The sequence below is a fragment of the Burkholderia perseverans genome, assembly GCF_022870505.1.
Taxonomy (GTDB): domain Bacteria; phylum Pseudomonadota; class Gammaproteobacteria; order Burkholderiales; family Burkholderiaceae; genus Burkholderia; species Burkholderia plantarii.
In genome coordinates this window covers 2,157,167-2,181,205 of sequence record NZ_CP045093.1, presented here as the reverse complement: position 1 = coordinate 2,181,205, position 24,039 = coordinate 2,157,167, and the positions used below count along the sequence as shown (strand labels likewise).

At 70.7% G+C, this 24,039-nt stretch carries 21 protein-coding genes; 14 read left to right on the top strand and 7 right to left on the bottom strand.

What is annotated here, in order from left to right:
- Positions 1 to 30: 30 nt before the first annotated feature.
- The 3 genes from pdxA to BpN12_RS08940 are packed head-to-tail and all read right to left on the bottom strand — an operon-like array spanning position 31 to position 3,348.
- Complete coding sequence (gene pdxA, locus BpN12_RS08950; protein WP_246792101.1) at positions 31 to 1,032, bottom strand: 4-hydroxythreonine-4-phosphate dehydrogenase PdxA; 1,002 nt, start codon at positions 1,030 to 1,032, stop codon at positions 31 to 33.
- A 58-nt stretch (positions 1,033 to 1,090) separates the two neighbouring features.
- Positions 1,091 to 2,353: a four-carbon acid sugar kinase family protein gene (locus BpN12_RS08945; protein ID WP_246792100.1), complete on the bottom strand. Its 1,263-nt coding sequence runs from the start codon at positions 2,351 to 2,353 to the stop codon at positions 1,091 to 1,093.
- Positions 2,350 to 3,348, bottom strand: coding sequence for a 2-keto-3-deoxygluconate permease (locus BpN12_RS08940; protein ID WP_246792099.1), 999 nt, complete (start codon positions 3,346 to 3,348; stop codon positions 2,350 to 2,352). The genes BpN12_RS08945 and BpN12_RS08940 overlap by 4 nt, the downstream gene beginning before the upstream one ends.
- A gap of 319 nt (positions 3,349 to 3,667) precedes the next feature.
- Here BpN12_RS08940 and BpN12_RS08935 point away from each other — a divergent pair, with 319 nt between their 5' ends.
- On the top strand, positions 3,668 to 4,624 hold the full coding sequence (locus BpN12_RS08935; RefSeq protein WP_246792098.1) for a LysR family transcriptional regulator: 957 nt from the start codon (positions 3,668 to 3,670) through the stop codon (positions 4,622 to 4,624).
- A 131-nt stretch (positions 4,625 to 4,755) separates the two neighbouring features.
- Here BpN12_RS08935 and BpN12_RS08930 read toward each other — a convergent pair whose 3' ends face one another.
- The 4 genes from BpN12_RS08930 to BpN12_RS08915 all read right to left on the bottom strand — a co-directional run bounded on the left by BpN12_RS08930 (position 4,756) and on the right by BpN12_RS08915 (position 10,647).
- A complete protein-coding gene (locus tag BpN12_RS08930; protein ID WP_246792097.1) occupies positions 4,756 to 6,429 on the bottom strand; it encodes a thiamine pyrophosphate-binding protein in 1,674 nt (557 codons plus the stop codon).
- On the bottom strand, positions 6,422 to 7,663 hold the full coding sequence (locus BpN12_RS08925) for an MFS transporter (protein WP_246792096.1): 1,242 nt from the start codon (positions 7,661 to 7,663) through the stop codon (positions 6,422 to 6,424). The genes BpN12_RS08930 and BpN12_RS08925 overlap by 8 nt, the downstream gene beginning before the upstream one ends.
- 515 nt (positions 7,664 to 8,178) lie before the next feature.
- The gene (locus tag BpN12_RS08920; protein WP_246792095.1) at positions 8,179 to 9,663 is read right to left on the bottom strand and encodes an aldehyde dehydrogenase family protein; all 1,485 of its coding nucleotides are present in this window, start codon (positions 9,661 to 9,663) and stop codon (positions 8,179 to 8,181) included.
- 147 nt (positions 9,664 to 9,810) lie between these two features.
- Entirely contained in the window at positions 9,811 to 10,647 is an 837-nt protein-coding gene (locus BpN12_RS08915) for a helix-turn-helix transcriptional regulator (protein WP_246792094.1), read from the bottom strand.
- 195 nt (positions 10,648 to 10,842) lie between these two features.
- Between BpN12_RS08915 and BpN12_RS08910 the strand changes: the two genes are divergently transcribed.
- From BpN12_RS08910 to BpN12_RS08850, 13 genes are all read left to right on the top strand, one after another.
- Positions 10,843 to 11,187: a cupin domain-containing protein gene (locus BpN12_RS08910; RefSeq protein ID WP_246792092.1), complete on the top strand. Its 345-nt coding sequence runs from the start codon at positions 10,843 to 10,845 to the stop codon at positions 11,185 to 11,187.
- Between the two features lie 299 nt (positions 11,188 to 11,486).
- Positions 11,487 to 12,836 (top strand): NAD(P)/FAD-dependent oxidoreductase, encoded by a 1,350-nt coding sequence (locus tag BpN12_RS08905; RefSeq protein ID WP_246794671.1) that lies wholly within the window; start codon positions 11,487 to 11,489, stop codon positions 12,834 to 12,836.
- A gap of 184 nt (positions 12,837 to 13,020) precedes the next feature.
- Positions 13,021 to 14,622: a purine-cytosine permease family protein gene (locus tag BpN12_RS08900; protein ID WP_246792090.1), complete on the top strand. Its 1,602-nt coding sequence runs from the start codon at positions 13,021 to 13,023 to the stop codon at positions 14,620 to 14,622.
- Between the two features lie 386 nt (positions 14,623 to 15,008).
- The gene (locus tag BpN12_RS08895; RefSeq protein ID WP_246792088.1) at positions 15,009 to 15,929 is read left to right on the top strand and encodes an NAD-dependent protein deacetylase; all 921 of its coding nucleotides are present in this window, start codon (positions 15,009 to 15,011) and stop codon (positions 15,927 to 15,929) included.
- Positions 15,930 to 16,224: 295 nt separating this feature from the next.
- Entirely contained in the window at positions 16,225 to 16,902 is a 678-nt protein-coding gene (locus BpN12_RS08890; protein WP_246792087.1) for a DUF938 domain-containing protein, read from the top strand.
- Between the two features lie 96 nt (positions 16,903 to 16,998).
- Positions 16,999 to 18,408: an NADP-dependent phosphogluconate dehydrogenase gene (gene gndA, locus BpN12_RS08885; protein WP_246792084.1), complete on the top strand. Its 1,410-nt coding sequence runs from the start codon at positions 16,999 to 17,001 to the stop codon at positions 18,406 to 18,408.
- A 205-nt stretch (positions 18,409 to 18,613) separates the two neighbouring features.
- Positions 18,614 to 18,943, top strand: a complete 330-nt coding sequence (locus BpN12_RS08880; RefSeq protein ID WP_246792082.1) for a DUF4148 domain-containing protein — start codon at positions 18,614 to 18,616, stop codon at positions 18,941 to 18,943.
- A 286-nt stretch (positions 18,944 to 19,229) separates the two neighbouring features.
- Positions 19,230 to 19,541 carry a cupin domain-containing protein gene (locus BpN12_RS08875; protein ID WP_042629500.1) on the top strand — a complete coding sequence of 104 codons (312 nt, stop codon included), beginning with the start codon at positions 19,230 to 19,232 and terminating at the stop codon, positions 19,539 to 19,541.
- Positions 19,542 to 19,638: 97 nt separating this feature from the next.
- A complete protein-coding gene (locus BpN12_RS08870) occupies positions 19,639 to 20,421 on the top strand; it encodes a peptidoglycan DD-metalloendopeptidase family protein (RefSeq protein WP_246792081.1) in 783 nt (260 codons plus the stop codon).
- Between the two features lie 277 nt (positions 20,422 to 20,698).
- Positions 20,699 to 21,235, top strand: coding sequence for a cytochrome b (locus BpN12_RS08865; RefSeq protein WP_246792079.1), 537 nt, complete (start codon positions 20,699 to 20,701; stop codon positions 21,233 to 21,235).
- A 103-nt stretch (positions 21,236 to 21,338) separates the two neighbouring features.
- Positions 21,339 to 21,539 carry a hypothetical protein gene (locus BpN12_RS08860; RefSeq protein ID WP_246792077.1) on the top strand — a complete coding sequence of 67 codons (201 nt, stop codon included), beginning with the start codon at positions 21,339 to 21,341 and terminating at the stop codon, positions 21,537 to 21,539.
- 157 nt (positions 21,540 to 21,696) lie between these two features.
- The gene (locus BpN12_RS08855; protein WP_246792076.1) at positions 21,697 to 22,773 is read left to right on the top strand and encodes an alpha/beta hydrolase; all 1,077 of its coding nucleotides are present in this window, start codon (positions 21,697 to 21,699) and stop codon (positions 22,771 to 22,773) included.
- Entirely contained in the window at positions 22,773 to 23,834 is a 1,062-nt protein-coding gene (locus BpN12_RS08850; protein ID WP_280529107.1) for a lipase secretion chaperone, read from the top strand. The genes BpN12_RS08855 and BpN12_RS08850 overlap by 1 nt, the downstream gene beginning before the upstream one ends.
- Positions 23,835 to 24,039: the final 205 nt, after the last annotated feature.

Below are 24,039 nucleotides of genomic sequence, written 5' to 3'. Positions count from 1 at the left end.
AATCTTACCGCAGCGGGCCGGCCGGCCGCGTCAGTGGCGGCGCGTGGCCAGTTCCGCGCCCTGGCGCAGCGCTTCCAGCATGCTGCCTTCGTCCACCACGCCCTTGCCGGCGATGTCGAACGCGGTGCCGTGATCGACCGAGGTGCGGATCACTTCCAGGCCCACCGTCACGTTCACGCCGGCCTCGAGGCCGAGCACCTTCACCGGGCCATGGCCCTGGTCGTGGTACATCGCCACCACCAGGTCGAAGTCGCCGCGCCCGGCGCGGAAGAACAGCGTGTCGGCCGGCAGCGGGCCGGTCACGTCGAGGCCGCGCGCCTGCAGCGCCTGCACTGCCGGGATGATCTTTTCCTCTTCCTCGCCATAGCCGAACAGGCCGTTTTCGCCGGCATGCGGGTTGATCCCGCACACGCCGATGCGCGGTTTCTCGATGCCGGCCTTCACGAGCGTCGCGTGGCCGCGTTCGATCGTGCGCTGCACGAGGCCCGGCTCGATCTTGCGCACCGCGTCGAGGATGCCGATGTGGGTCGTCACGTGGATCACGCGCAGCTGCGGCGCGACCAGCATCATCGACACCTCGTCCACGCCGGTCAGCTGCGCGAGCATTTCCGTGTGGCCCGGATACTTGTGGCCGCCCGCGTGCAGCGCTTCCTTGTTGAGCGGCGCGGTGCAGATCGCGTCGATCGTGCCGGCCTGCGCGAGTTCGGCCGCGCGCTTGATGTACTGGTAGGCGGCGTCGCCGGCCACCGGCGAGAGCTGCCCGAACGGCAGGTCTTCGGGGATCAGGCCGAGGTCGATGCAGTCGATGGTGCCCTGCTCGTAGCGCGCCTGCGAGGCGTCCTCGATGCGGCGCACCTGCATCGTGCCGCCCACGATCCGGTTCGCGAGTTCGAGCCGCTTCGCGTCGCCGATCACGAGCGGGCGACATTGCGCGTAGACCGACGCGTGCGTGAGGCTCTTGACGACGACTTCCGCGCCGACGCCGGCCGCATCGCCCATCGTGATGCCGATTACAGGAAGATAGTTGCTCATGATGTGATCTCGTTAGCCGTCAGGGGGATGCTGCTCGGTTCGTTGTGAGGTGCGGACGTCAGCGCGCGCCGACGTCCGGTCCGGTTTCGTTGCGCAGGGTTCGCCACGCCGCGTACAGCGCGCGGTCGGTGCCGAATGCGCCCGCCTTGGTCACCACGCCGGGCCGATGCGGATGCGCCGCGTCGAGCGGCCGTGCCACGGCCACCCCGGCTTCCACTTCGGCCAGCAGGCGCAGGTTGCCGATGCGCGCGGCCGTGAGCATCGCGCGCGCGGTTTCGCCGCCGGTCGCGATCAGGCCGCCGGCCTTCGCGAAGTGCGGCTCGACGAGCGCGGCGAGCGCCGTCGACAGTTGCATGCTTTCGGCCGGATCGAACGCGTCGTCGCGGCCGATGCGCAGCAGCAGATCGCGACCGGCGTCGAGCGCCGCGCCGATCCGCGCCTGCCAGTCCGGCCAGTCGGCGTGCCCGGCCGCGCGGCGCAGCACGGCGGGCGGCACGGTCCACTCCTCGACGCCGCCCTGCTCGCGCAGCACCACGCACTGGCGCTCGCTGACGGCCGACAGGCTGCCGACCAGGATCAGGATCGGGCCGCCCGGGAACGCATCGTTCGCGTCATCGGCGGCGCCTGCGCCGTCGCGCGCGTCGAGCGCCGCGATCTCGCGCGCGAGCCCGCCCGAGCCGACCCAGAAGAAGTCCGCGTCGCTGCGCAGCGTCACGTCGGCCAGCGTGCTCAGCGCCTGCGCGCTCTGCGCGTCGACGATCAGCGCCTGCGCGCCGTCGGCGGCCAGCGCGGCGATCCGGGCCGCCAGCCGTTGCGGGTCGTCGCGCAGCGCCTCGGCGTCCAGCAGCGCGGTGCGCAGGCCGGCCTCAACGAGCTGCTCGGCGATGCCCGCGGGCCGCTCCGCGTGCTCGAGCTGCCAGGTCGCGGTCTGTTCGAGCGGCTCGCCGTGAACGTAGACGCGGCCGCCTTGCACCGTGCGGCCGGTGGCCGGGAACGCCGGGGCGACGATCGCCATGCCCACCAGCGCGTGCAGCCCGGCCACTTCCGCGGCCCAGTTGCCGCGCAGCGTCGAGTCGATTTTTTTGTACAGCCGCTGGCCGCGCACGCAGATCTCGGCGTAGGCGGCCGTGGTGCGCGCCGCGGCCGCTTCGGGCGTGAGGCGCCGCGTGTCGGTGTCGACGGCGATCGTGTCGGCGTCTTCATGCGTGGCCAGGCGCGTCGCGTCCAGCGTGACGACGGTGCGATGCCCCGCGCCCGCGAAGCCGATCGCGCAGTCGGCGGCGCCCGACAGGTCGTCCGCGATGATCAGCAAACGCGTCATGCCGTCTCCCGCCCCTGGTTCGACGCCGCGGCCCGGGCCTCCTGCCGGCGCTGGTAGCGCTTGGCCACCGACGCGGTCAGGATCGGCGAGAGGATCGCCGTCACCACCACGCAGGCCGCCACCAGCAGCGTCGCGCTCTGCGCCGCCGCGTCGTACACCGGGTTGGCCGCCGCCACCAGCGCCGGGACCGCCGCCGCGTTGCCGGCGGTGTTCGCCGCCGCCACGCCGGCCACGCCGGTGCCGCCCGTCAGGCGGTCGGCGAAGTAGAGCGGAATGCCCGTCACGACCACCACCGCCACGCCCAGGCCGATGCCGAGCAGGCCGGCCTGCCAGACCTTGTGCAGGTCGAGGCCGGCGCCGAGCGCCAGTGCGAAGAACGGGATCATTACCGGCACGGCCTTGGCCAGAAACGCGCGCATCTCGCGGTCCAGGTTGCCGAGCAGCATGCCGAGCGCGAGCGGCAGGATGCTGCCCACCAGCGTCTGCCACGGGAACGCCGAGAGGCCCGCGACGCCCATCGTCACCATGGTCAGGAACGGTCCCGATTCGAGCGACATCAGCGTATAGGCGCCGACGTCCTCCGAGCGGCCGTACTGGCCCATCAGCGCCATGTAGAGGCCGCCGTTGGTGTCGTTCATCGCGGCCACCACGGCCAGCGTCGAGATGCCGGCGAACAGGCCGGACGAGACCGGCTGCTCGCCGAGGAAATGGCCGAGCACGATGCCCACCACCACGGCCGCGCCCACCTTTGTGACGAGCAGCGCGCCGCCCTTCTTCATCAGGTACGGGGTGGCCTTGATGTCGATGCCCGCGCCCATGCAGACGTAGAACACGGCGAGGATCGGCAGCGCGCCGGTGAACAGCGCGTTGGTGAACGAGCCGAAGAACTTCGGCATGCCGGGCAGGAACGTCGCCACGATCGAGCCGATCAGCAGGGGGACGATCATCATGCCGCCGGGCACGCGTTCGATCGAGCGTTTGATGGGGATCTGCATCTCACATGTCTCCAGATGTTGTTCGTCGTAGAGACCGTTCTCCGCCGGGAACAATCTCAAAATGATCATTTCGATCAGGGCGGAGTGTAGTTCAGATCAAATTTTTGCGCAAACCAATCATGAAAGTGACATTTCAATCAATAAGGGTGCGATTGAGCTAGCTATCCTGGGTCAATTTTGATTGTTCTGATCAATTTGGCGGCACGCCATTCGGGGCCGCGCACGAGGCCGCTTGATACACTGCGCGGCGGCGCGCGCCCGTCGCGCATCCGACGCTCACGACGCTCATCACGTTTCCTCGCCGCCATCGGGGCATGAATTGAATTCGGACGATCTCAAGGTATTTCTGCATGTCGCGAAGACGGGCAGCATCTCGCGCACCGCGATGGAGCTGGGCGCGAACCAGTCCACCATCAGCCGTCGCGTCGGGCTGCTGGAAACCGAACTCGGCGTGCGGCTGTTCCGGCGCAGCGGGCGCGGCGTCGGCCTGACCGAGCGCGGGCGGCAGCTGCTCGGCTATGCGCAGACGCTCGAGCGCACGCTCGACGAGGCGCGCGACGCGATGCGCAGCCGCGCCCGCGGCGGCCCCGAGAGCCTGACGATCGCGGCCCAGCCCACCGTCGCGCGGATCATGTTCGGGCGCCTCGGCAACCGCCTGAAGGCGCGCTACCCGGACACGCGGGTGCGTTTCGTGGAGGGGCTCGCGAGCCAGATCCTGGCGAGCCTCAGCGACGGCGAGATCGACCTGGCCGTGATGTACGTGCCCGAGCATCGCGGCGCGATGCAGTTCGACCCGCTGCTGACCGAGGCGGTGTGCCTCGTCACCTATGCCGGCTACGGCCTGCCCGACGGCCCGGTCGACGTGCGCGCGCTCGGCCGCGTGCCGCTGATCCTGCCGAGCACGCACCACGGCCTGCGCCTGCTGGTCGAGCGGCTCGCGGAGCGGCACGGCTTCACGCCGAACATCGTGTTCGAATGCGACGGCTCGATCTCGCTGACCAAGCGGCTCGTGATGGAACGTTGCGGCTGCACCGTTCTGCCGTCGGCGGCGGTGCTGGAGGAAGTGGCGGCGGGGCGGCTGCGCTGTTTCCCGCTGGGCGGCCCGGCGGTCGCGCGCGAGGTGGCGATCGCGTGGCCGCAGAATCGCGCGATGCCGGATGGCGTCGGCGACGTCGCGCGGATGATCCGCGATCTCGCCGTCACGCTGGTGGTGGACGGCGGCTGGCCCGGCACGACGCTGCACGCGCGGCCCGGGCCGGCGCCGCTGGAGGACTGACGGCGCGCGTGCGGTTCTGCCTGGATTGACCGAAACGAGCAAACCGGCGGGCGCCTGGGGCGGCCCGCCGTTGCCACTAATCCACCGGGCCGCTTGCCGCTACGCCCCGTTGCGCGCCGGTTGCGGGCTCGTCACGCCGCCGTCAGCCGGTTGGCCGGCGTGATCTGGCGCGGATCGGTGCGCAGCTCGATCAATGCCGCAACACCCGCGCGCCGGGCACGCTCGAAGGCGGCCGGGAAATCCTCGCTGCGTTCGACGCGCTCGGCATGCGCGCCGAACGCGCGCGCCATCGCGATGAAGTCGGGATTGACGAGCCGCGTGGCCGACACGCGGCCCGGGTACTCGCGCTCCTGATGCATGCGGATCGTGCCGAGCATCGCGTTGTTGACGACGATGACGACGAGCGGCGCGCCGAACTGCACGGCCGTGGCCAGCTCCTGCGGATACATCATGAAGCAGCCGTCGCCGGCGAAGCACACCACCTCGCGCTCCGGATGCTTGAGCTTGGCCGCGATCGCGGCCGGGAAGCCGTAGCCCATCGCGCCGTTGGTCGGCGCGAGTTCCGTGGCCGGGCGGCGGTAGCGATAGAAGCGGTGGACCCAGACCGTGTAGTTGCCGGCGCCGTTCGAGATCATCGCGTCGTCGGGCAGCACCGCGTTCAGGTGGCCGACCACCTGCGCGAGATCGACGCCCTCGATGTCGGGCGTCGGCGCGGCCGGCGTCGAATGCGCGACGTAGTCGGCGCGCGCCGCCTCGGTCCAGGCGCGCCAGCGCTGCCGCACGGCCGGCTCGATCGGTGCGAGCGCGTCGAGCGCGAGCGCGAAGCCGCGCAGCGCCGCGTTGATCGGCAGGCGCGCCTGGTAGACGCGGCCGAGTTCGGCCGGGTCCGGATGAACGTGGATCATCGGCTGCTTCGGCCGCGGGCTTGCGAACAGCGTGTAGCCCGACGAGGTGGTTTCCGCGAGCCGCGAGCCGATCACGATCAGCAGGTCGGCGTCGCGCGCCCGCGCGGCGAGCGCCGGCGAGACGCCGAGGCCGAGCTGGCCCACGTAGTGCGGATCGCGGTTGTCGAACAGGTCCTGGCGGCGGAACGAGGCCGCCACCGGCAGGTCGTTGGCCCCGGCGAAGCGCTGCAGCGCCGCGCAGGCGTCCTGGTCCCAGCCGGTGCCGCCGACGATCACGAGCGGGCGCTCGGCCTCGGCCAGCAGCGTGCGCAGTTCGTCCATCGCCGCGGGATCGGGCGCGGCGGCGGCGATCCGCACCGGCGGCGCGTCGGCAACCTCGGCGCTGGCGAACAGCACGTCCTCGGGCAGCGCGATCACCACCGGCCCCGGCCGGCCCGACATCGCGATGCTGAACGCGGCCGCCACCACCTCGGGGATGCGCGCGATGTCGTCGATCTCGGTGACGTGCTTGGCGAGGCCGCCGAACATCGCGCGGTAGTCCACCTCCTGAAACGCGCCGCGCCCGATCAGGCCGCGCTCCACCTGGCCGATGAACAGGATCATCGGCGTGGAATCCTCGCGCGCGGTGTGGACGCCGTTGCTCGCGTGCGTGGCGCCCGGGCCGCGCGTCACGAAGCAGATGCCGGGGCGGCCGGTGAGCTTGCCGTAGGCGTCCGCCATGTTCGAGGCGGCGCCTTCGTGGCGCGTGGTGATGGTGCGGATGCCGTCGGTGTCGTGCAGCGCGTCGAGCACCGGCAGGTAGCTTTCGCCGGGTACGCAGTAGACGGTGTCCACGCCGTTGCGCGCCAGCGCGTCGACCAGGATGCGGCCGCCGTTGCGCGGCCCGAGGGTGTCAGACATGGGATTCAAGCTCCTTGTTACGGGTTTCCGGCAGGAACACCGCGGCGATCAGCACCAGCACGTAGGACGCCGCGGCCCACACGCCGATCGACTTCGCGAGGCCGGCCGACGCGCTCGTGATGCCGACGGCCGCCGGCACCAGCGAGCCGATGCCGCGGCCGAAGTTGTAGGAAAAGCCGCCCGCCGAGGCGCGGATCTGCACCGGGAACAGCTCGGTGAAGCAGGCGCCCATGCCCGACACGATGCCGGACTGGAACAGCCCGAGCGGGAAGCCGAGCAGCAGCAGCGTGACGGGCGGCAGGCGCAGCATGGTGTAGACCAGCACGGTCAGGATCGCGCCGGCCGCGGACAGCGCGAAGGTGCGGCGGCGGCCGATGCCGTCGCTGAGGTAGGCCATGCCGATGTAGCCGCAGAACGAGCCGAGCAGGTTCACCGCGAGGTAGGCCGTGGTCAGGTTGACGGCCAGATGCTGGGTCTGGCGCAGGTAGGTGACGAGCCAGGTCAGGATCGTGTAGTTGCCGCCGAGCGCACCGGCCGCCATCAGCGAGGCGAGCGCGGTGCGCGGCAGCACGGCCGGCGCGAAGATGCGCGCGAAGGTGTCGAGCGTGCCGCTTTGGGCGCGGTAGCTGGCGGCCGCCTCGAACGCTTCCGATTCGGCCACGTTGCGGCGCATCCACAGCACCAGCAGGCCGGGCACGATGCCGATCAGGAACAGCGCGCGCCAGGCCAGGTGCTCGGGCAGCGTGTTGAACAGCGCCCAGTAGGCCAGCGCCGCCAGCGCATAGCCCACCGGCCAGCCGCTCTGCACGGCGCCCACCGCGCGGCCGCGGATGCGCCGGTCCACCACCTCGCCGATCAGGATCGCGCCGGCGGCCCATTCGCCGCCGAAGCCGAGCCCCTGCAGGCTGCGCGTGAACAGCAGCTGCTCGAAGCCGTTGGTGAACGCCGACAGGCCGGTGAACAGCGAGAACCAGAGGATCGCGAGCTTCAGCACGCGCACGCGGCCGATGCGGTCGGCCAGCACGCCCGCGGCCACGCCGCCGAGCGCGGAGGCCACCAGCGCCGAGGTGCCGATGATGCCGGCCTGCGCGCGGCTCATGCCCCAGGTGGCGAGCAGCGTGGGGATCACGAACGCGAAGAACTGTACGTCCATTGCGTCGAGCACCCAGCCGAGGAAGCAGGCCCAGAACGTGCGGCGCTGCGCGGGCGCCATCGTGCGATACCACGGTTGCATGTCTATCTCCCGCAGGCGGCGAAGCCTGTCGTTATTGGTGTCGGCCTGCCGTGCGGCGGTGCGGCTCGCACGACAGGACGAGACCGATTATGGCGATGAGGGGCGGGGCTCCGTTGCGTGGGCCGCATAGCAGCTATGCGCGGGCGGGTGCGGGCGGCGGGAAGCGGGGCGTGGGAGCCGGCCGATGCGGGCCGATACGGGCCGATGCGGGCAGCGGGGCGGCCGGGCGGGTGTCGACTGTCGGGCGCGGCAGGTGCCGTGGCGGGCCGGCGGTGGTCCACGGCAGGTGGCCCAGTTGAGGCGAGCGATGCAGAAGCGATGAGGCGGCGGTGAAGCTAGCCGTAGGGCGCGGCGTGGAAGGGCGGCGTTGCGGCGTCGTAGGTCGCCGGAATGTGCCGCCGGAACGGGCAGGATCGGCGCCCGGTTGTGCCCGGTTGTGCCCGGTTGTGCCCGGGCGCATCGCGCATCGACGCATGACGGGCAAGCCAGGCCGCCCCCGCCAGGCGCCCGCCGCGTCAGGCGGCGATCGCGTGCCGCAGTTCCTGATAGCTGCGCAGCCCGGCCACGCCGAGTTCGCGGCCGATCCCGCTGAGGCCGAGCCCGCCCCAGCAGACCTGCGGGAAGACCAGTTGCGGCGTGTTGATCCAGACCAGGCCGGCGCGCAGCGCCGCCGTGTAGCGCCGCGCGGCCGCGTCGTCGCGCGTGACGACGGTCGCGACGAGCCCGTAGCGCGTGTCGTTGGCGAGCGCGACGGCCTCGTCGTCGTCGCGGAACGACTTCACGCAGGCCACCGGGCCGAACACCTCGTCGGTCCACAGCGGGTTGTCGTGCGCCGGCTCGGCGACTACCACCGGCGCGCGGAAGAAGCCGCTGCCGCAGGCCGGATCGAGCCGGCCCGCGAACGCGATCGCGGCGCCGGCGGCGAGGCCCGCGTCGAGCGCGGCGTCCACGCGGGCGCGATGCGCGGCCGAGATCAGCGGCCCCATCGCCGCTCCGGCGACGTGCGGCGGCGCCACCACCAGCGCGCGCACGGCGTGCTCGAAGCCGGCCATGAACGCGCCGTGGACGCGCTCGTGAACCAGGATCCGCGAGGTGGCCGAGCACATCTGCCCGGCGTTCGTGAACGCGCCGCCCATGGCAAGCGAGACGGCCAGCTCGAGGTCGGCGTCGTCGCGCACGATCAGCGCGGACTTGCCGCCGAGTTCGAGCGTCACGCGCGTCATCCGTTCGGCGGCCGCGCGCATCACATGGCGGCCGGCGGCGGTGCTGCCGGTAAACGAGATCTTGTCGATCTGCTCGTGCGCCGTCAGCCGTGCGCCCACTTCCGCGCCGCCGTTGACCACGTTGACCACCCCGGCCGGCACGCCCGCCGCGTGCAGCAGCGCGATCAGCCGGTGCTCGACCGGCGAGGTCAGCTCGGACGGCTTCAGCACCGCCGTGCAGCCGGCGGCCAGCGCCGGCGCCAGCTTCCAGGCGGTGGTCACCATCGGGAAATTCCACGGCACGATCAGCGCGGCCACGCCGACCGGCTGCCAGGCGCGCTCGGCCGCGATCCCGGCTTCCGGGATGGCGACCGGCTCGGGGCCGAAGTTCGCCGCGTCGTCGCAGAGGTCCGCGTAATAGCGGAACGTGGCGGCCGCGTCGCCCACGTCGATCCCGGCTTCCGCCGGCGGCTTGCCGCTGATGCGGCTCTGCAGCGCCGCGAGTTCGGCGCGGTCCGCCTCGATGCGCGCCGCGATTTCGCGCAGCAGCCGGCCGCGTTCGGCCGGCGCGGTGGCGCGCCAGCCGGGCAGCGCGTCGCGCGCCGCGGCCACGGCCGCGTCGACCAGCGCCGCGCTCGCGCTCTCCTGCCAGCCGGCGGGCTCGCCGGTGGCCGCGTGATGGAGCGCGTGGCGCGCCTCGCCGGCGGCGTCGCCGTGGTAGTGGTGCGCGCCGGCGATCGTCGCGGCGGGATGGACGGGCAGGCCGTCGTCGGCGTGACGGCTCGGGAGGAAGCTCATCGGGATGTCTCCGGTATGTCGATGCGTCGCGGGAACCGCGCCGCGACGATGGTAGGGGAGTTCGCGCGGCGGACGAATCGCGAAATGGCGATGTCCACATCGATTGCGACCGATGCTTGCGCAGGCCGCCCAACCCGGCGGGCGGGTTCAGGCGCCGGCCTGCCCCCAGAGGATCAGTTCGCGCTTGGTGCGCACGCCGAGCTTGGCGAACGCGCGCTTGACGTAGGACTCGGCCGTGGCCACGCGCACGCCGAGGATGTCGGCGGCCTCGGGCACGGTCTTGCCGCCGATCAGGTGGGCGCAGATCTCGTACTCGCGCCGCGACAGCCGCGGCGGGTCGCGCGCGATCCGCGCATCGAACAGCGCGAGCGGGTGCAGGTGCGGCGTGACCTGGGCGATGCCGATCCGCTTCGCGGCGGTGGTGGAGGCGTGCAGTTCGAGCAGCGGGAACAGGCAGTCGCTGACGGTGCGAAAGCGCTGCATTTCGGCCAGCGAGAACGCCGGCTGGCGCGTGTCGCGTTCGAGCGCGATCGAATGCTGGGCGTGGCGCGTGCCGCGCGCGAGCACGCATTCGTGTGCGATCTGCACCTCGTCGTAGAGGCGCTGGCGGAATTCGCCGGGCGGGATCGCGCCGATGTCGCGCACCACCAGCAGCGTGCCGACCTCGCCGCGAATGCCCGCGAACAGCGGGTCGCGATCGTAGAAGCGGTCGTAGTAGAGCGTCATCACGTCGGCGATCGTGCGGTTGTCCATCCCCACGCCGCCGCTGCCCACCCACTCGCAGCGAAAGCCGGTCGGCATCGCCGTGTCGGCGCGCGAGCGTTCGATATGCACCACGTTGACGGGCACGATCTCGTTGAGCAGCACGGTCAGGCGCGGCACGAATTCAGGGCTGCCAACGGATTCGATGACCCGGCCGAGCGTCTGGAACGACAGCGGGATCGAGACGGGATCGGAGGGCGAGGAGCGGGCGTGGGCGGCCATGTGGCGTGCCGGAATGAAGGCGGGGCAATTATAGGACAGGCCCGGCGGTCGCCGTAAAGCCGGTGTTGTACGGATCCCGTTTCGGGGCCCGCGGGCGGCCACGAAACGCGCGCTGCCCCCCCTGAGGGGGGGCATACCGTCGCACGGTCCGTGGGTACAGTCCATTCCATTCTTTTCAATCCTGGAATGACGCACATGAGCAAACTGATCCACGACATCGTCGCGCTGGGCGCGGGCCTCGGCGAATTCACGCGGCTCGACTACGGCATGGACGAATGCGACTGGCGCGCGAGCGCCGGCAACAGCCGCGGCTACGTGGCGGGCTGGTGGGAAGGCAAGGTCGGCTCGGTCGAGTTTCCGGCCACCGAGTCGGACGAGGCGGTCTGGCTCGTCGAGGGGCGCGTCGCGCTGACCGACGTCGAGGGCAACCGCCGCGAGTTCTCGGCCGGGCAGGGCTACCTGCTGCCGGCCGGCTTCGCGGGCCGCTGGGAGACGATCGAGGATGCGAAGAAGTTCTATGTGCTGCTCGAACAGGCCTGAAGCCGGCCACGCCGTGAGGTCCGCGATGAATCCGTCCGTCGTTTCGCCCCGGTCGCGTGCCGCGCGCGGCCGCGTACCGTTCGCTGCGTCGCCGCTCGCCGGCCGCGCCTTCCGGCAGGAGGCCCGCGATGCTTGATGCCACGAACCACCGCGAGGCCGGCGCGCCAGTCTCGCAGCCTGCCTCTCAGCCTGCCTCTCAGCCTGTCTCGCAGCCTGTCTCGCAGCCAGCCTCCTCGCAGCCGGCCGCCTCCGGCGCCGCGCAAGCCGACGCGGTACGCGCGCTGGCCGGCGCGAAGCTGATGCCGTACTGGCTCGACAACCCGGTCGAGCCGCCCGCCGAAGCCGCGCTGACGGCCGAGACGCACGCGGACCTGCTCGTCGTCGGCGGCGGCTTCACCGGGCTGTGGGCCGCGATCCAGGCCAAGGAGCAGATGCCCGAACTCGACGTGGTGCTGATCGAGGCGGGCCGCGTCGCGCACGGCGCGTCGGGCCGCGCGGGCGGCATCATCTCGACCTCGGTGATGCACGGCCTGCCGAACGCGGTGCGCGTGTTCCCGAACGACATCGCGCAGCTCGAGGCATTCGGGCACCGCAATCTCGACGGCTTCGAGGCCACGCTCGAACGCTACGGCATCGACGCCGACATCGAATGGAACGGCGAGATGACGGTGGCGGTCGATCCCGACCACCTCGCGCAGCTGCGCGACGACCACGAACTGCACGCGCGCTACGGCCACGACGTCGTGCTGCTCGACCGCCAGGCCGCGCGCGGCCAGCTTGATTCGCCGCTTTTCGCCGGCGCGCTCTGGTCGCGCAACCGCAGCGGCACCGTGCATCCGGCCAAGCTCGCCTGGGGCCTCAAGCGCGCCGCGCTGTCGCTCGGCGTGCGCATCCACGAGCACACGCCGCTGCAGGCGATCCGCGACGACGGCGACACCGTGCTCGCGACCACGCCGCGCGGCAGCGTGCGCGCGCCGCGCGTGCTGTTCGGCAGCGGCACCGCGAAGGTCGGGATCGCCGACATCAACCGCCGCGTGCTGCAGGTGCGCGACCACGTGCTGGCCACCGAGCCGCTCAGCGACGCGCAGCTCGCGCGGATCGGCTGGCGCAACCGCCAGGGCATCTACGACACGCGCACCCAGCTGAACTACTTCCGGCTCACGAAGGACAACCGGATCATCTTCGGCGGGCTCGTCAGCTATCACTTCGACGGCGATCCGAACCCGGCGCAGGACGCGCGGCACGACACCTACACGCGGCTCGCGCAGGCGTTCTTCCGCACCTTCCCGCAGCTCGCCGACGTGAGCTTCTCGCATGCCTGGGGCGGCCCGATCGACTACTGCTCGCGCGGCTCGGTGTTCGCCAAGCGCTATCTCGGCGACAAGGCCGTGTTCGTGGCCGGCTACACCGGCTTCGGGGTGGCCGCGAGCCGCTTCGGCGCGTTCATGGGCCTGAACATCCTGTTCGATCGCGACAGCCCCGAGCGCCGGCTCGACATCGCGAACCAGAGCCCGACCTACATTCCGCCCGAGCCGGTGCGCTGGCTCGCCGCGAAGCTCACGTTCCATGCGTTCGACGGCGCCGATGCCGAGGGCGGCTGGAAACGCGCCTGGATTCGCGGCATCAAGGCGCTGGGTTTCCCGATGTAGACGCAGTGCGGCCGGCCGCGTGCCGGGCCGCGCGGTGGCAGGAAACGCGGCAAGATCCGTGGCAATACATGAGGAATCCGAAAGGATTGCGCGGCGCCGGCCCGGCGAGGCAGGGCGCCGGCCGGCACAACACACCGGACGGCCGCGCGAGCGGCACGGACCGGCGCCCGAATGGAGCGAGACAATGAGCGATACCCCTGCTGACGACACCAGCATGACCCGCGTCGAGGCCTTCAGTTTCGAACGCATCCCCGACGCCGCGCGCTACGCGCGGCCGATCGACCTGTTCCGGCTGCTGTTCGGCGGCTGCAATACCTTCTCCACCTCGGTGCTCGGCAGTTTCCCGGTGCTGGTCGGCCTGTCGTTTCAGGCGAGCGCGCTGTCGATCCTGCTCGGCGTGATCGGCGGCACCTGCATCCTCGCGCCGATGAGCCTGTTCGGCACCTGCAACGGCACCAACGATCCGGTCTCGTCGGGCGCCCACTTCGGCATCCACGGCCGGATCGTCGGCTCGTTCCTCGCGCTGCTCACCTCGATCGCGTTCTTCTCGCTCGCGGTGTGGAGTTCCGGCGACGCGCTCGTCGGCGGCGCGCACAGCCTGGTCGGGCTGCCCATGAACGGCGTGACGGTGGGCGCGTCGTACCTGGTGTTCGCGGTGCTGGTGCTGGTCGTCTGCATCTACGGCTTCCGCTTCATGCTGTGGGTGAACAAGATCGCGGTCTGGGCCGCGAGCCTGATGTTCGTGGCGGGTGCCGTGGCGTTCGCGGGCACCTTCGATGCCCACTACGCCGGCACGCTCACCACCGGCAGCCCGGGCTTCTGGGCCGCGTTCTGCGGCTCGGCGCTGGTCGCCATGAGCAACCCGGTGTCGTTCGCCTCGACGCTCGGCGACTGGGCGCGCTACATTCCCGACACCACGCCGCGCCACCGCGTGATGGGCGCCGTGTTCGTCGCGCAGATCGCGACCTTCGTGCCGTTCTTCTTCGGCCTCGCCACCGCCACCATCATCGCCACCCACGCGCCGTCGTTCATCGCCTCGAACGACTACGTCGGCGGCCTGCTCGCCGTCTCGCCGCGCTGGTTCCTGCTGCCCACCTGCGTGATCGCGATCATCGGCGGGATGTCGACGGGCACCACCGCGCTCTACGGCACCGGCCTCGACATGTCGAGCATGATGCCGAAGTGGCTGACCCGCGTGAGCGCGACCGTCCTGATCGGCACGCTCGCGATCGGCTTCATCTTCGTCGGCCGCTTCGCGTTCAACCTGGTGGAGAGCGTCTCGACGTTCTCGACGCTGATCGGCACGTTCAGCTGCCCGTGGATGGCCATCATGGTGATCGGCTACCTGACGCGGCGCGGCCACTATCTCGCCGACGACCTGCAGGTGTTCAATCGCGGCGGGCGCGGCGGCCATTACTGGTTCACGCACGGCTGGAACCTGCGGGCGATGGGGGCGTGGCTGCCGGCGGCGCTGATCGGCCTGGCCTGCGTGAACCTGCCGGGGCAGTTCGTGGGCGTGCTCGGCAACCTGGCGGGCGGGCTCGACCTGAGCGTGCCGGTATCGATGGTGCTCGGCGGCGGGTTGTACCTGCTGTTCCTGCAACTGTTCCCGGAGCCCGACGCGGTGTACGGCCCGGCCGGCCGGCGCTTCGTGCGCGGCCGCGCGTCCGGCGTGCCGACGGGGGCGGCCGGCGCGCAGGCGGTGCGCGACGAGCACGATTCGGCGAACCTGCTGTCGGTGCGGGCGGTCGGCGATCTGGCGGGGCGGCGCGGATATACGGATTGAGTCCGGCGCTTGCGATCGAACGGAGCGCTTGAAAAGGAAAGGGGAGCGGGCTGGCCGGCGCAGGCGGAGCGCTGACGGCGGCACAAAAGAAAAAGCCCGCAACACTGTTGCGGGCTGAATCCATGTTGGAGACATGGAGGAGACAGACGCAATACTAAGGGTTTGTACTAGGCGTGGCAAGCGAAATCTGCAAGTGATTTTCACGCGTTGTGTCGACACAACGGCGGTGGCGCCGCGCCTTGTCCTGCCGCGAGATTCCGCGCCGCCCGCGCGATCCGGCCGGACCGGGTGGCGCGCCCACGCGGCACGGGCGCGTTCGGTATCATGGCCGCACGCAGGCATCGGCCGCGCTCCCGCGCGGCGCCTGCCGGACTCCCCACCCAGCCATGAACGACCAAGATCCGATGTCCGCCGCGATCGTGACCGATCACACGGCGGACCCCGCGGCGCTCGACGCGCTGCAGGCGTTCGTCGAACGCCATCCGCGCCTGTTCGTCCTGACCGGCGCCGGCATCAGCACCGATTCCGGCATTCCCGGCTATCGCGACCGCAACGGCCAGTGGATGCGCTCGCAGCCGATCCAGTACCAGGAATTCGTCGGTTCCGACCACGCGCGGCGCCGTTATTGGGCACGCAGCATGCTCGGCTGGCCGGTGGTGGGCCGTGCCCGGCCGAACGCCGCGCATCGCGCGCTGGCCCGGATCGGCGCGGCCGGGCGCGTCGGCCGGCTCGTCACGCAGAACGTCGACGGGCTGCATCAGCGCGCCGGCAGCGCGGACGTGATCGAGCTGCACGGCGGCATCGACGGCGTGACCTGCCTGGCCTGCGGTGCCCATCATTCGCGCGCCGCGATCCAGCTCACGCTCGAAGCCGACAATCCCGCGCTGCTGGCCGTCGAGGCGGCGCCGCTGGCGGACGGCGACGCGCATCTGGAATGGGCCGCGCTCGACGCGTTCCGCGTGCCGGACTGCCCGATCTGCGGCGGGATGTTGAAGCCGGCCGTGGTGTTCTTCGGCGAGAACGTGCCGCGTGAGCGCGTGGCCGCCGCGACGCTCGCGCTCGACGAGGCCGACGCGATGCTGGTGGTCGGCTCGTCGCTGATGGTGTATTCGGGCTACCGCTTCTGCGTCTGGGCGGGGCAGCGCGGCAAGCCGGTGGCCGCGCTCAATCTCGGCCGCACGCGCGCCGATCCGCTGCTCGCGCTGAAGGTCGAGGCGCCGTGCGGGCCGGCGCTCGAGGCGCTGGCGGGGCGGCTCGGGCTTGGCGGCGATCCGGCCGGCGAGTTGCCGGTTGAAATCATCGGCTGAATTCGGCGACGGAATTCGGCGACCCGGACGGTCCACGACGGTCGGGCGTTTCGCGTATCCGCCCGCGCGGCGCCGCCGAGAGACAGGCTCACGGAATGGGACGATGAGAGGGATGCGCGGGGCCGGCCGGGCCGGCACGAAGCCGTTCGCCCGAGGCCACGCCGCCCTCCGGCCACCTGCTACCGGCCCCACCCACACGCCCCAATCCCAAACCCCATCGCCCACGTCGCGCATTGGCCGCCGATGCGGCACACTGCGCCCATCGCCGCTACCGGCCCACATCCATTCCCCATTCATGACGACCCCGAACCCTTCCGCCGCCACGCCCAATCCCGCCTCGCCCACCGGCGCCGAGCGTAGTTCCTTGCGCCTGCACGCGCCCGCCGCCGAGCGCAATCGCGAGCCGATCCTCGCGGTGCTGCGCGAAGTCCTGCCCGAGGCCGGCACCGTGCTCGAGATCGCGAGCGGCACCGGCCAGCACGCCGAGTACTTCGCCGCCGCGCTGCCGCAGCTGGTCTGGCAGCCCACCGACCCGGACCCGCAGGCGCTCGCGTCGATCGCCGTGCGCGTCGCGGACGCCGCGCTGCCGAACCTGCGCGCGCCGCTGCCGCTCGACGTGCGCGCCGAACGCTGGCCGCTCGACGGCACCAGCGGCCTTGACGCCGTGGTCTGCATCAACATGATCCACATCTCGCCGTGGGAGGCGGGCCGCGCGCTGATCGACGGCGTCGCGCAGCGGCTCAACCCCGGCGGCGTGCTGGTGCTGTATGGCCCGTACCGCCGCAACGGTGCGCACACCGCGCCGTCGAACGAGGCGTTCGACGCGCAATTGCGCCAGCGCGACGCGGCATGGGGCGTGCGCGACCTGGAGGCCGTGGACGCGCTCGCGCAGGCCGCCGGCTTCGACGCCGCGCAGGTGGTCGAGATGCCGGCCAACAACCTTTGCGTGGTGTTCCGGCGTCGCGCGCGCTGAGCGCGGCGCAGCGTCGCCATGAGGTTTTCCCGTATCCTTGCGGCTTGTGCGCGCGGCTCGGTCGGGCCGCGCCGTGATTTCATCGGAGAGTGAACAATGGGCAAACAAGCAATCGGCGTGGTCGGAATGGCCGTCATGGGCCGCAATCTGGCATTGAACATCGAAAGCCGCGGCCACGCCGTGTCCGTGTACAACCGCAGCCGAGACAAGACCGACGAGCTGATCGCCGAATTCCCCGACCGCAAGCTGGTGCCGACGTACACGCTCGAGGAATTCGTCGGGTCGCTCGAGACGCCGCGCCGGATCCTGCTGATGGTCAAGGCGGGCGAGGCGACCGACGCCACCATCGCGGCGATCAAGCCGCTGCTCGGCAAGGGCGACGTGCTGATCGACGGCGGCAACACGCATTTCACCGATACCATCCGCCGCAACCAGGAGCTCGCGCAGTCGGGCCTGCACTTCATCGGCACCGGTGTGTCGGGCGGCGAGGAGGGCGCGCTGCACGGCCCGTCGATCATGCCCGGCGGCCAGCGCGACGCCTACGATCTGGTCGAGCCGATCCTCAAGCAGATCGCCGCGAAGGCACCCGACGGCGAGCCGTGCGTGGCCTACATGGGGCCGGACGGCGCCGGCCATTTCGTGAAGATGGTCCACAACGGCATCGAGTACGGCGACATGCAGCTGATCGCCGAAAGCTACGCCGTGCTCAAGCAGGTGGCGGGCCTCTCGAACGAGGAGTTAGGCCGCGTCTACACCGAGTGGAACCAGGGCGAGCTCGACAGCTACCTGATCGAGATCACCTCGAAGATCTTCGCCAAGAAGGACGACGAGACCGGCGAATACCTGGTGGACGTGATCCTCGATCGCGCCGCGCAGAAGGGCACCGGCAAGTGGACCAGCCAGAACGCGCTGGACCTCGGCGTGCCGCTGCCGCTGATCACCGAATCGGTGTTCGCGCGCGTGCTGTCGTCGCTGAAGACGCAGCGCGTGGCCGCGAGCAAGGTGCTGAGCGGCCCGTGCGCCGGCAAGCTCGACGGCGATCGCGCCGCGTTCATCGAGGCGGTGCGCCGCGCGCTGTACCTGAGCAAGGTGATCTCGTACGCGCAGGGTTTCGCGCAGCTCGACACGGCGTCGAAGGAATACGACTGGAAGCTCGACCTCGGCGAGATCGCACGCATCTTCCGCGCGGGCTGCATCATCCGCGCGCGCTTCCTGCAGAAGATCACCGACGCCTACAAGGCCGCCCCGGAGCTCGCGAACCTGCTGCTCGATCCGTACTTCAAGGAGATCTCGGCGAACTACCAGGAAGCGCTGCGCGACGTGGTGGTGGCCGCGGTCAAGGCCGGCGTGCCGGTGCCGGCGTTCTCGTCGGCGATCGCCTACTTCGACAGCTACCGCTCCGAGCGGCTGCCGGCGAACCTCGTGCAGGCGCAGCGCGACTTCTTCGGCGCCCACACGTTCGAACGTACCGACAAGCCGGGCAGCTTCCATGCAAATTGGGCCTGACGCGGCCCGAGGGCGGTAATTGTTGCAGATAACCCTGTTATCTATCGGGGTGATCGCGGTCAGGACGGTGGATTAGTGTCTCTTGCGAAACAGTGTTTTCGTGGTTTCATGGTTTTCCCTAAGTTGCAATGCGACTAGACTTCACATCACTCGCTGCTCACATGGTGTGGGCGGCGGAGCAAAAAAAGTCTCGGAGGTGAAAATCATGAAATCGCTGATCGCTACTGTTGCTGCTGCTGCCGTCCTCGCCGTCCCCGCCGTTTCGTTCGCTCAACAATCGAACGGCCCGCTGACGCGCGCTCAAGTGAAGGCCGAACTGGTCCAGCTCGAAAAGGCCGGTTACAGCCCGAACGCGGACCGTATCGACTACCCGAACGAAATCCAGGCAGCTGAAGCGCGTGTCCACCCGCAGCAGGACTATGCCGCGGCCGATATCAGCGGCTACGGCGCGCAACCTGCCGCCGCCGTTGAATCGGGCACGCCGTCGAAGGTCCATCGCATCGCCGACGGCGCCCCGGTCTACAAGGGTCGCTGATCGAAAGCAAGCGGCGCGCCACACCCCCCGGGCACGCCGCTTGCTGCTGGAAGACTGACGAAGCAGACGTTGTCGTAAGCGCCGGCCCGTGATTTCCGCGAGGAATCACGGGCCGGCGCTTTTTCGCATGACGGGAACGTGCGCCACGGATGCCGCGGGCCGCCGTGAATCGGGGCACGAAGGTTCCGCAATTCGCGCCGAGCGGGTACTATCCGACGGGCACGCAGCGGCCGGGCGGGCCGCGCGGCGAGACAGCGGCGCCGTTCGCGCCGTGCCGGAACCCGACATGAAGCTGATTCGCAGCAAGACCTTTACCGCGTCGCGCGCCTGGGGCGCGCTTGATATCGCGAACATGCGCGGTATCACGACCCGGCTCCACTGGACCGACCAGCCTTACATCTGGCATGTGAACGACGGCGAGGAAGTGTTCGTCGTGCTCGACGGACAAGTCGACATGCATTATCGCGATGCCGCCGGCGAGCACGTTGCCGTGCTCGAGGCCGGCGACATCTTTCACGCCACGGTGGGCACCGAGCATGTCGCCCATCCGCGAGGGGAAGCCCGTATTCTCGTCGTGGAAACCGAAGGCAGCGTCTGACGGTCCCATTCCACGGGACCGGCCCGAATCGGGCCAGGTGGCCGGCGGCGTTGGCGATGCGCGGCCGGCCGCCGCGAAGCGAAACTAGGGAGGCAGCTTGAGAAGAACGATCTTCACCGAAACCACCACGTACCGTCGCGCCGTCGCGCGCGCGATCGGGCTTGCGGCCGGCGCGGCGCTCGTCGGCGGCTGCACGATGACGCCATGGACGGACAACTGGCAGCCGTCCCGGCAACCACCGCAGCCGAGCCGCCAGTCGCAGGCGGGCGTGCTGGCCGGCTATTACCGCGTGAACCCCGGCGACACGCTGCCGGGCGTCGCGGCCGGCTTCGGCCAGCGCGTGCAGGACCTGGCCAGCTGGAACCACATCGCGCCCACCGACATGCTGACGCCGGGCCAGGTGCTGCGCGTCGCGCCGCCGCTCGGCGCGACCGCGGTGACCTCGCCGGTGCCGGCCGGCACGGCGCCGTCGGCATCCGCGCTGCCGGGCACGCCGCCCGCCGAGGCGCAGCCGGCGCTGGCGTGGCCCGCGCAGGGCACCGTCACCTCGCGCTTCATCCCGGGCCGCACGCGCGGCATCACGATCACCTCCACCGGCGACAAGACCGTGCGCGCGGCGGCGGCGGGGCGCGTGGTCTATGCCGGCAACGGCGTGGCGAAGTACGGCCCGCTCGTGATCCTGAAGCACGAGAGCGGCCTGATCACCGCCTACGGCCACAACGGCAAGCTGCTCGTGAACGACGGCGATGCCGTCAGCGCCGGCCAGCCGGTGGCTGAGATGGATACCAATCCGGACGGCCGCGCCTCGTTCGACTTCGAGGTGCGCCAGGACGGCAAGCCCGTCGATCCGATGACGTTCCTGCCGCGCAACGGCGGCTGAGGCCGCCGGCCCGCACGGCGCGGCGGCGCTCCCGGCCCGGGACGCGCCGCACCAATCCCGAACGCCGCGCTCGATGCGCGGCGTTTTCTTTTGGGGCGGCCGATGCCTGAGGGCGGCCGGCCGCGTAACGATTTGACTCCAGTCATTGCTCCGCGACGGCGCGGATGCGTCGTGGGCGCGGCGCGCCCGGTACAATCGCACCGCGGCAGCCGGCGGACCACCGGCGCCGCCACACGCCTCCCATTCATCCCACCAATACCCGCTCGCCGAAGCCCCGATGAAGAACATCCTCGCGACCCAGCCGCGCTACAACCGCCCCGCGATCGCTTTCCACTGGCTGATCGTCCTGCTTGTCGCGCTCGCGTACCTGGCGATCGAGATTCGCGGCCCGAAGGGCACCGACAGCCGCACGTTCTGGACCAGCATCCATTTCGCCGCCGGCACGCTGGTGCTGACGCTGTCGATCCTGCGCGTGCTGTGGCGGTTCTCGTCGCGCGGGCCGGACCCGCTGCCGCAGCCGTTCGTGCTCGCGCTGCTCGCGAAGCTCGCGCACCTGATGCTGTATCTGTTCACGCTCGGCCAGCCGCTGCTCGGCATCGCGTTCGTCAACATGGGCGGACACCCGGTGGAGATCGCGCCGCTGCATCTGTCGTTCACGCTGTTCGGCCCGGATCCGGCCCTGCGCGGGCCGCTGAAGGACATTCACGAATTCCTCGGCAACGCGTTCTACTACGTGATCGGGCTGCATGCGCTGGCCGCGCTCTGGCATCACTTCGTGAAGCGCGACGCCGCGCTGCGCCGGATCCTGCCCTGAGCCTCGGGCGCGTCCCGAACTCACCCTGAACCCATCCTGAACGCGGGCGCTTCGCTCGCGGCGCGGCCTTCGCGCTGCGCCGCAATACGCGTCGCGCCGCGCCATGACGATTCGCGATGCAATCGTCGGCAATCGGCGTGATTGTTGCGCCCGCAACCTGATCGCCGCCCGTACACGCGTGATGCACGCGCGGCAGGCCATCCGCCAGATCGATCATGCCCGCTTGCGCGCCGCAGCATCCGCGCCATCCCGCGCTTGTCCGCCACCCACCCGCCGCTTGCGCGCGGCGCTGTCCATCGAATAGAGACGCCTATCCAAACATACGTCTGATTGCGGACAGGAGCCGCGCCGCCATGTTTCACTCCGCACTTGCCGCGCGAGCGTGCCCACGACCTGACAACGGCGCGGCACGGCGCGGCGTGGCATTCCGATCGACGTAACCGATAACGATGGAGATAAACATGGTCAGATCGATGCGTTCCAGGGTGGCGGCGAGGGCGGTGGCGTGGGCGTTGGGGGTGATGCCGCTGGCCGGCGCGGCCGGGTTGACGATGGCCGCGTCGCCCGCGGCCGTCGCGGCGGACACCTACGCGGCGACGCGTTATCCGGTGATCCTCGTCCACGGCCTCGCGGGCACCGACAAGTTCGCGAACGTGGTGGACTATTGGTACGGAATCCAGAGCGATCTGCAATCGCATGGCGCGAAGGTATACGTCGCGAATCTTTCGGGATTCCAGAGCGACGACGGCCCGAACGGCCGCGGCGAGCAACTGCTCGCCTACGTGAAGCAGGTGCTCGCGGCCACCGGCGCGACCAAGGTGAACCTGATCGGCCACAGCCAGGGCGGCCTGACCTCGCGCTACGTGGCGGCCGTGGCGCCGCAACTGGTGGCGTCGGTGACGACCATCGGCACGCCGCATCGCGGCTCCGAGTTCGCCGACTTCGTGCAGAGCGTGCTGAAGACCGATCCGACCGGGCTCTCGTCGACGGTGATCGCCGCCTTCGTCAACGTGTTCGGCACGCTCATCAGCAGCTCGCACAACACCGACCAGGACGCGCTCGCGGCGCTGCAGACGCTCACCACCGCGCAGACCGCCACCTACAACCAGAATTTCCCGAGCGCGGGCCTGGGCGCGCCCGGTTCGTGCCAGACCGGGGCCGCGACCGAAACCGTCGGCGGCAGCCAGCACCTGCTCTATTCGTGGGGCGGCACGGCGATCCAGCCGACCTCGACCGTGCTCGGCGTGACCGGCGCGACCGACACCAGCACCGGCACGCTCGACGTCGCGAACGTGACCGACCCGTCCACGCTCGCGATGCTCGCCACCGGCACCGTGATGATCAATCGCGCCTCGGGGCAGAACGACGGGCTCGTCTCGCGGTGCAGCGCGCTGTTCGGGCAGGTGATCAGCACCAGCTACCACTGGAACCATCTCGACGAGATCAACCAGCTGCTCGGCGTGCGCGGCGCCAACGCGGAAGATCCGGTCGCCGTGATCCGCACGCACGTGAACCGGCTCAAGCTGCAGGGCGTGTGATGGCGCAGGCCGATCGTCCGGCGCGCGGCGGGCAGGCCGCGCGCCCGATGCGCGGCGCGTCGTTCGCGCTGGCCGGGCTCGTCGCGTGTGCCGCCTGCGCCGCGATCGTGCTGTGGCTTCGGCCGGCCGGCTCGTCGCCTGCGCCGGCCGGTGCCGTCGCCGCCGGGCCGGCGGCCGGTGTACCCGGCGCGGCGGGCGGGGCGCCGGATGCCGCCGTGCCGTTGCCGGCGGCGCTGCCGGGTGCGCTGGCCGGCTCGCATGCGCCGCGCCTGCCGCTGGCCGCCGGCGGCCGGCTCGCGAGGACGCGCGCGGTGCGCGACTTCTTCGACTATTGCCTGACCGCGCAGGGCGAACTGACGCCCGCCGCGCTCGACGCGCTGGTGCGGCGCGAGATCGCCGCGCAACTCGACGGCAGCCCCGCGCAGGCGGAGGCGCTCGACGTCTGGCGCCGCTATCGAGCCTATTTCGATGCGCTCGCGCAATTGCCCGCCGACGGCGCGGTGCTCGGCAACAAGCTCGATCCGGCGGCCATGCAGCTCGCGCTCGATCAGCGCGCGGCGCTGGCCGATCGCACGCTCGGCGAGTGGGCCGAGCCGTTCTTCGGCGACGAGCAGCGCCGGCAGCGCCATGACCTCGAACGGATCCGGATCGCCAACGACACCACGCTGAGCCCTGAACAGAAGGCCGCGCGGCTTGCCGCGCTCGACGCGCAGCTGACGCCCGACGAGCGCGCGCAGCAGGCGGCGCTGCATGCGCAGCAGGACGCGGTGACGAAGATCGCCGACTTGCAGAAGGCCGGCGCGACGCCCGACCAGATGCGCGCGCAGATCGCGCAGACGCTCGGGCCGGAAGCGGCCGCGCGCGCCGCGCAGATGCAGCAGGACGACGATGCGTGGCAGACGCGCTATCGCGCCTATGCGGTGGAGCGCGACCGGATCGCGGCGCAGGGGCTCGCGCCTCAGGATCGCGATGCGAGGATCGCGCAGCTCAGGCAGCAGACCTTCACCTCGCCGGGGGAGGCGATTCGCGCGGCGTCGCTCGATCGCGGGGCGGGCGGGTAGGGGAGCGTTTCCGGACAGGTCGAACGGATAATGCGGCGTGGCGGGTTTCGCACTGCGTTTCGGATCGATATGGCGGTGGTGACAGCGAGCGGACAGCCCACCGACAGGCTCGTGATGTTTTTGCGCTTCCCTACGCGTTTACACGCGTCATCGGCGAGCAAAAATCGCGGCGCTCTGCAACAATGCGGGGCGATGGTGCGTTTGA

Excerpts from the sequence above, each read along its gene's own strand:
- BpN12_RS08895 (WP_246792088.1), top strand. The coding sequence starts at position 15,009 with ATGAACGACCAAGATCCGATGTCCGCCGCGATCGTGACCGATCACACG.
- BpN12_RS08930 (WP_246792097.1), bottom strand. The coding sequence starts at position 6,429 with ATGTCTGACACCCTCGGGCCGCGCAACGGCGGCCGCATCCTGGTCGAC.
- BpN12_RS08940 (WP_246792099.1), bottom strand. The coding sequence starts at position 3,348 with ATGCAGATCCCCATCAAACGCTCGATCGAACGCGTGCCCGGCGGCATG.
- BpN12_RS08945 (WP_246792100.1), bottom strand. The coding sequence starts at position 2,353 with ATGACGCGTTTGCTGATCATCGCGGACGACCTGTCGGGCGCCGCCGAC.
- BpN12_RS08925 (WP_246792096.1), bottom strand. The coding sequence starts at position 7,663 with ATGCAACCGTGGTATCGCACGATGGCGCCCGCGCAGCGCCGCACGTTC.
- BpN12_RS08910 (WP_246792092.1), top strand. The coding sequence starts at position 10,843 with ATGAGCAAACTGATCCACGACATCGTCGCGCTGGGCGCGGGCCTCGGC.
- gndA (WP_246792084.1), top strand. The coding sequence starts at position 16,999 with ATGGGCAAACAAGCAATCGGCGTGGTCGGAATGGCCGTCATGGGCCGC.
- BpN12_RS08850 (WP_280529107.1), top strand. The coding sequence starts at position 22,773 with ATGGCGCAGGCCGATCGTCCGGCGCGCGGCGGGCAGGCCGCGCGCCCG.
- BpN12_RS08920 (WP_246792095.1), bottom strand. The coding sequence starts at position 9,663 with ATGAGCTTCCTCCCGAGCCGTCACGCCGACGACGGCCTGCCCGTCCAT.
- BpN12_RS08905 (WP_246794671.1), top strand. The coding sequence starts at position 11,487 with ATGCCGTACTGGCTCGACAACCCGGTCGAGCCGCCCGCCGAAGCCGCG.
- BpN12_RS08915 (WP_246792094.1), bottom strand. The coding sequence starts at position 10,647 with ATGGCCGCCCACGCCCGCTCCTCGCCCTCCGATCCCGTCTCGATCCCG.
- BpN12_RS08900 (WP_246792090.1), top strand. The coding sequence starts at position 13,021 with ATGAGCGATACCCCTGCTGACGACACCAGCATGACCCGCGTCGAGGCC.
- BpN12_RS08875 (WP_042629500.1), top strand. The coding sequence starts at position 19,230 with ATGAAGCTGATTCGCAGCAAGACCTTTACCGCGTCGCGCGCCTGGGGC.
- BpN12_RS08855 (WP_246792076.1), top strand. The coding sequence starts at position 21,697 with ATGGTCAGATCGATGCGTTCCAGGGTGGCGGCGAGGGCGGTGGCGTGG.
- BpN12_RS08890 (WP_246792087.1), top strand. The coding sequence starts at position 16,225 with ATGACGACCCCGAACCCTTCCGCCGCCACGCCCAATCCCGCCTCGCCC.
- BpN12_RS08880 (WP_246792082.1), top strand. The coding sequence starts at position 18,614 with ATGAAATCGCTGATCGCTACTGTTGCTGCTGCTGCCGTCCTCGCCGTC.
- BpN12_RS08865 (WP_246792079.1), top strand. The coding sequence starts at position 20,699 with ATGAAGAACATCCTCGCGACCCAGCCGCGCTACAACCGCCCCGCGATC.
- pdxA (WP_246792101.1), bottom strand. The coding sequence starts at position 1,032 with ATGAGCAACTATCTTCCTGTAATCGGCATCACGATGGGCGATGCGGCC.
- BpN12_RS08860 (WP_246792077.1), top strand. The coding sequence starts at position 21,339 with ATGACGATTCGCGATGCAATCGTCGGCAATCGGCGTGATTGTTGCGCC.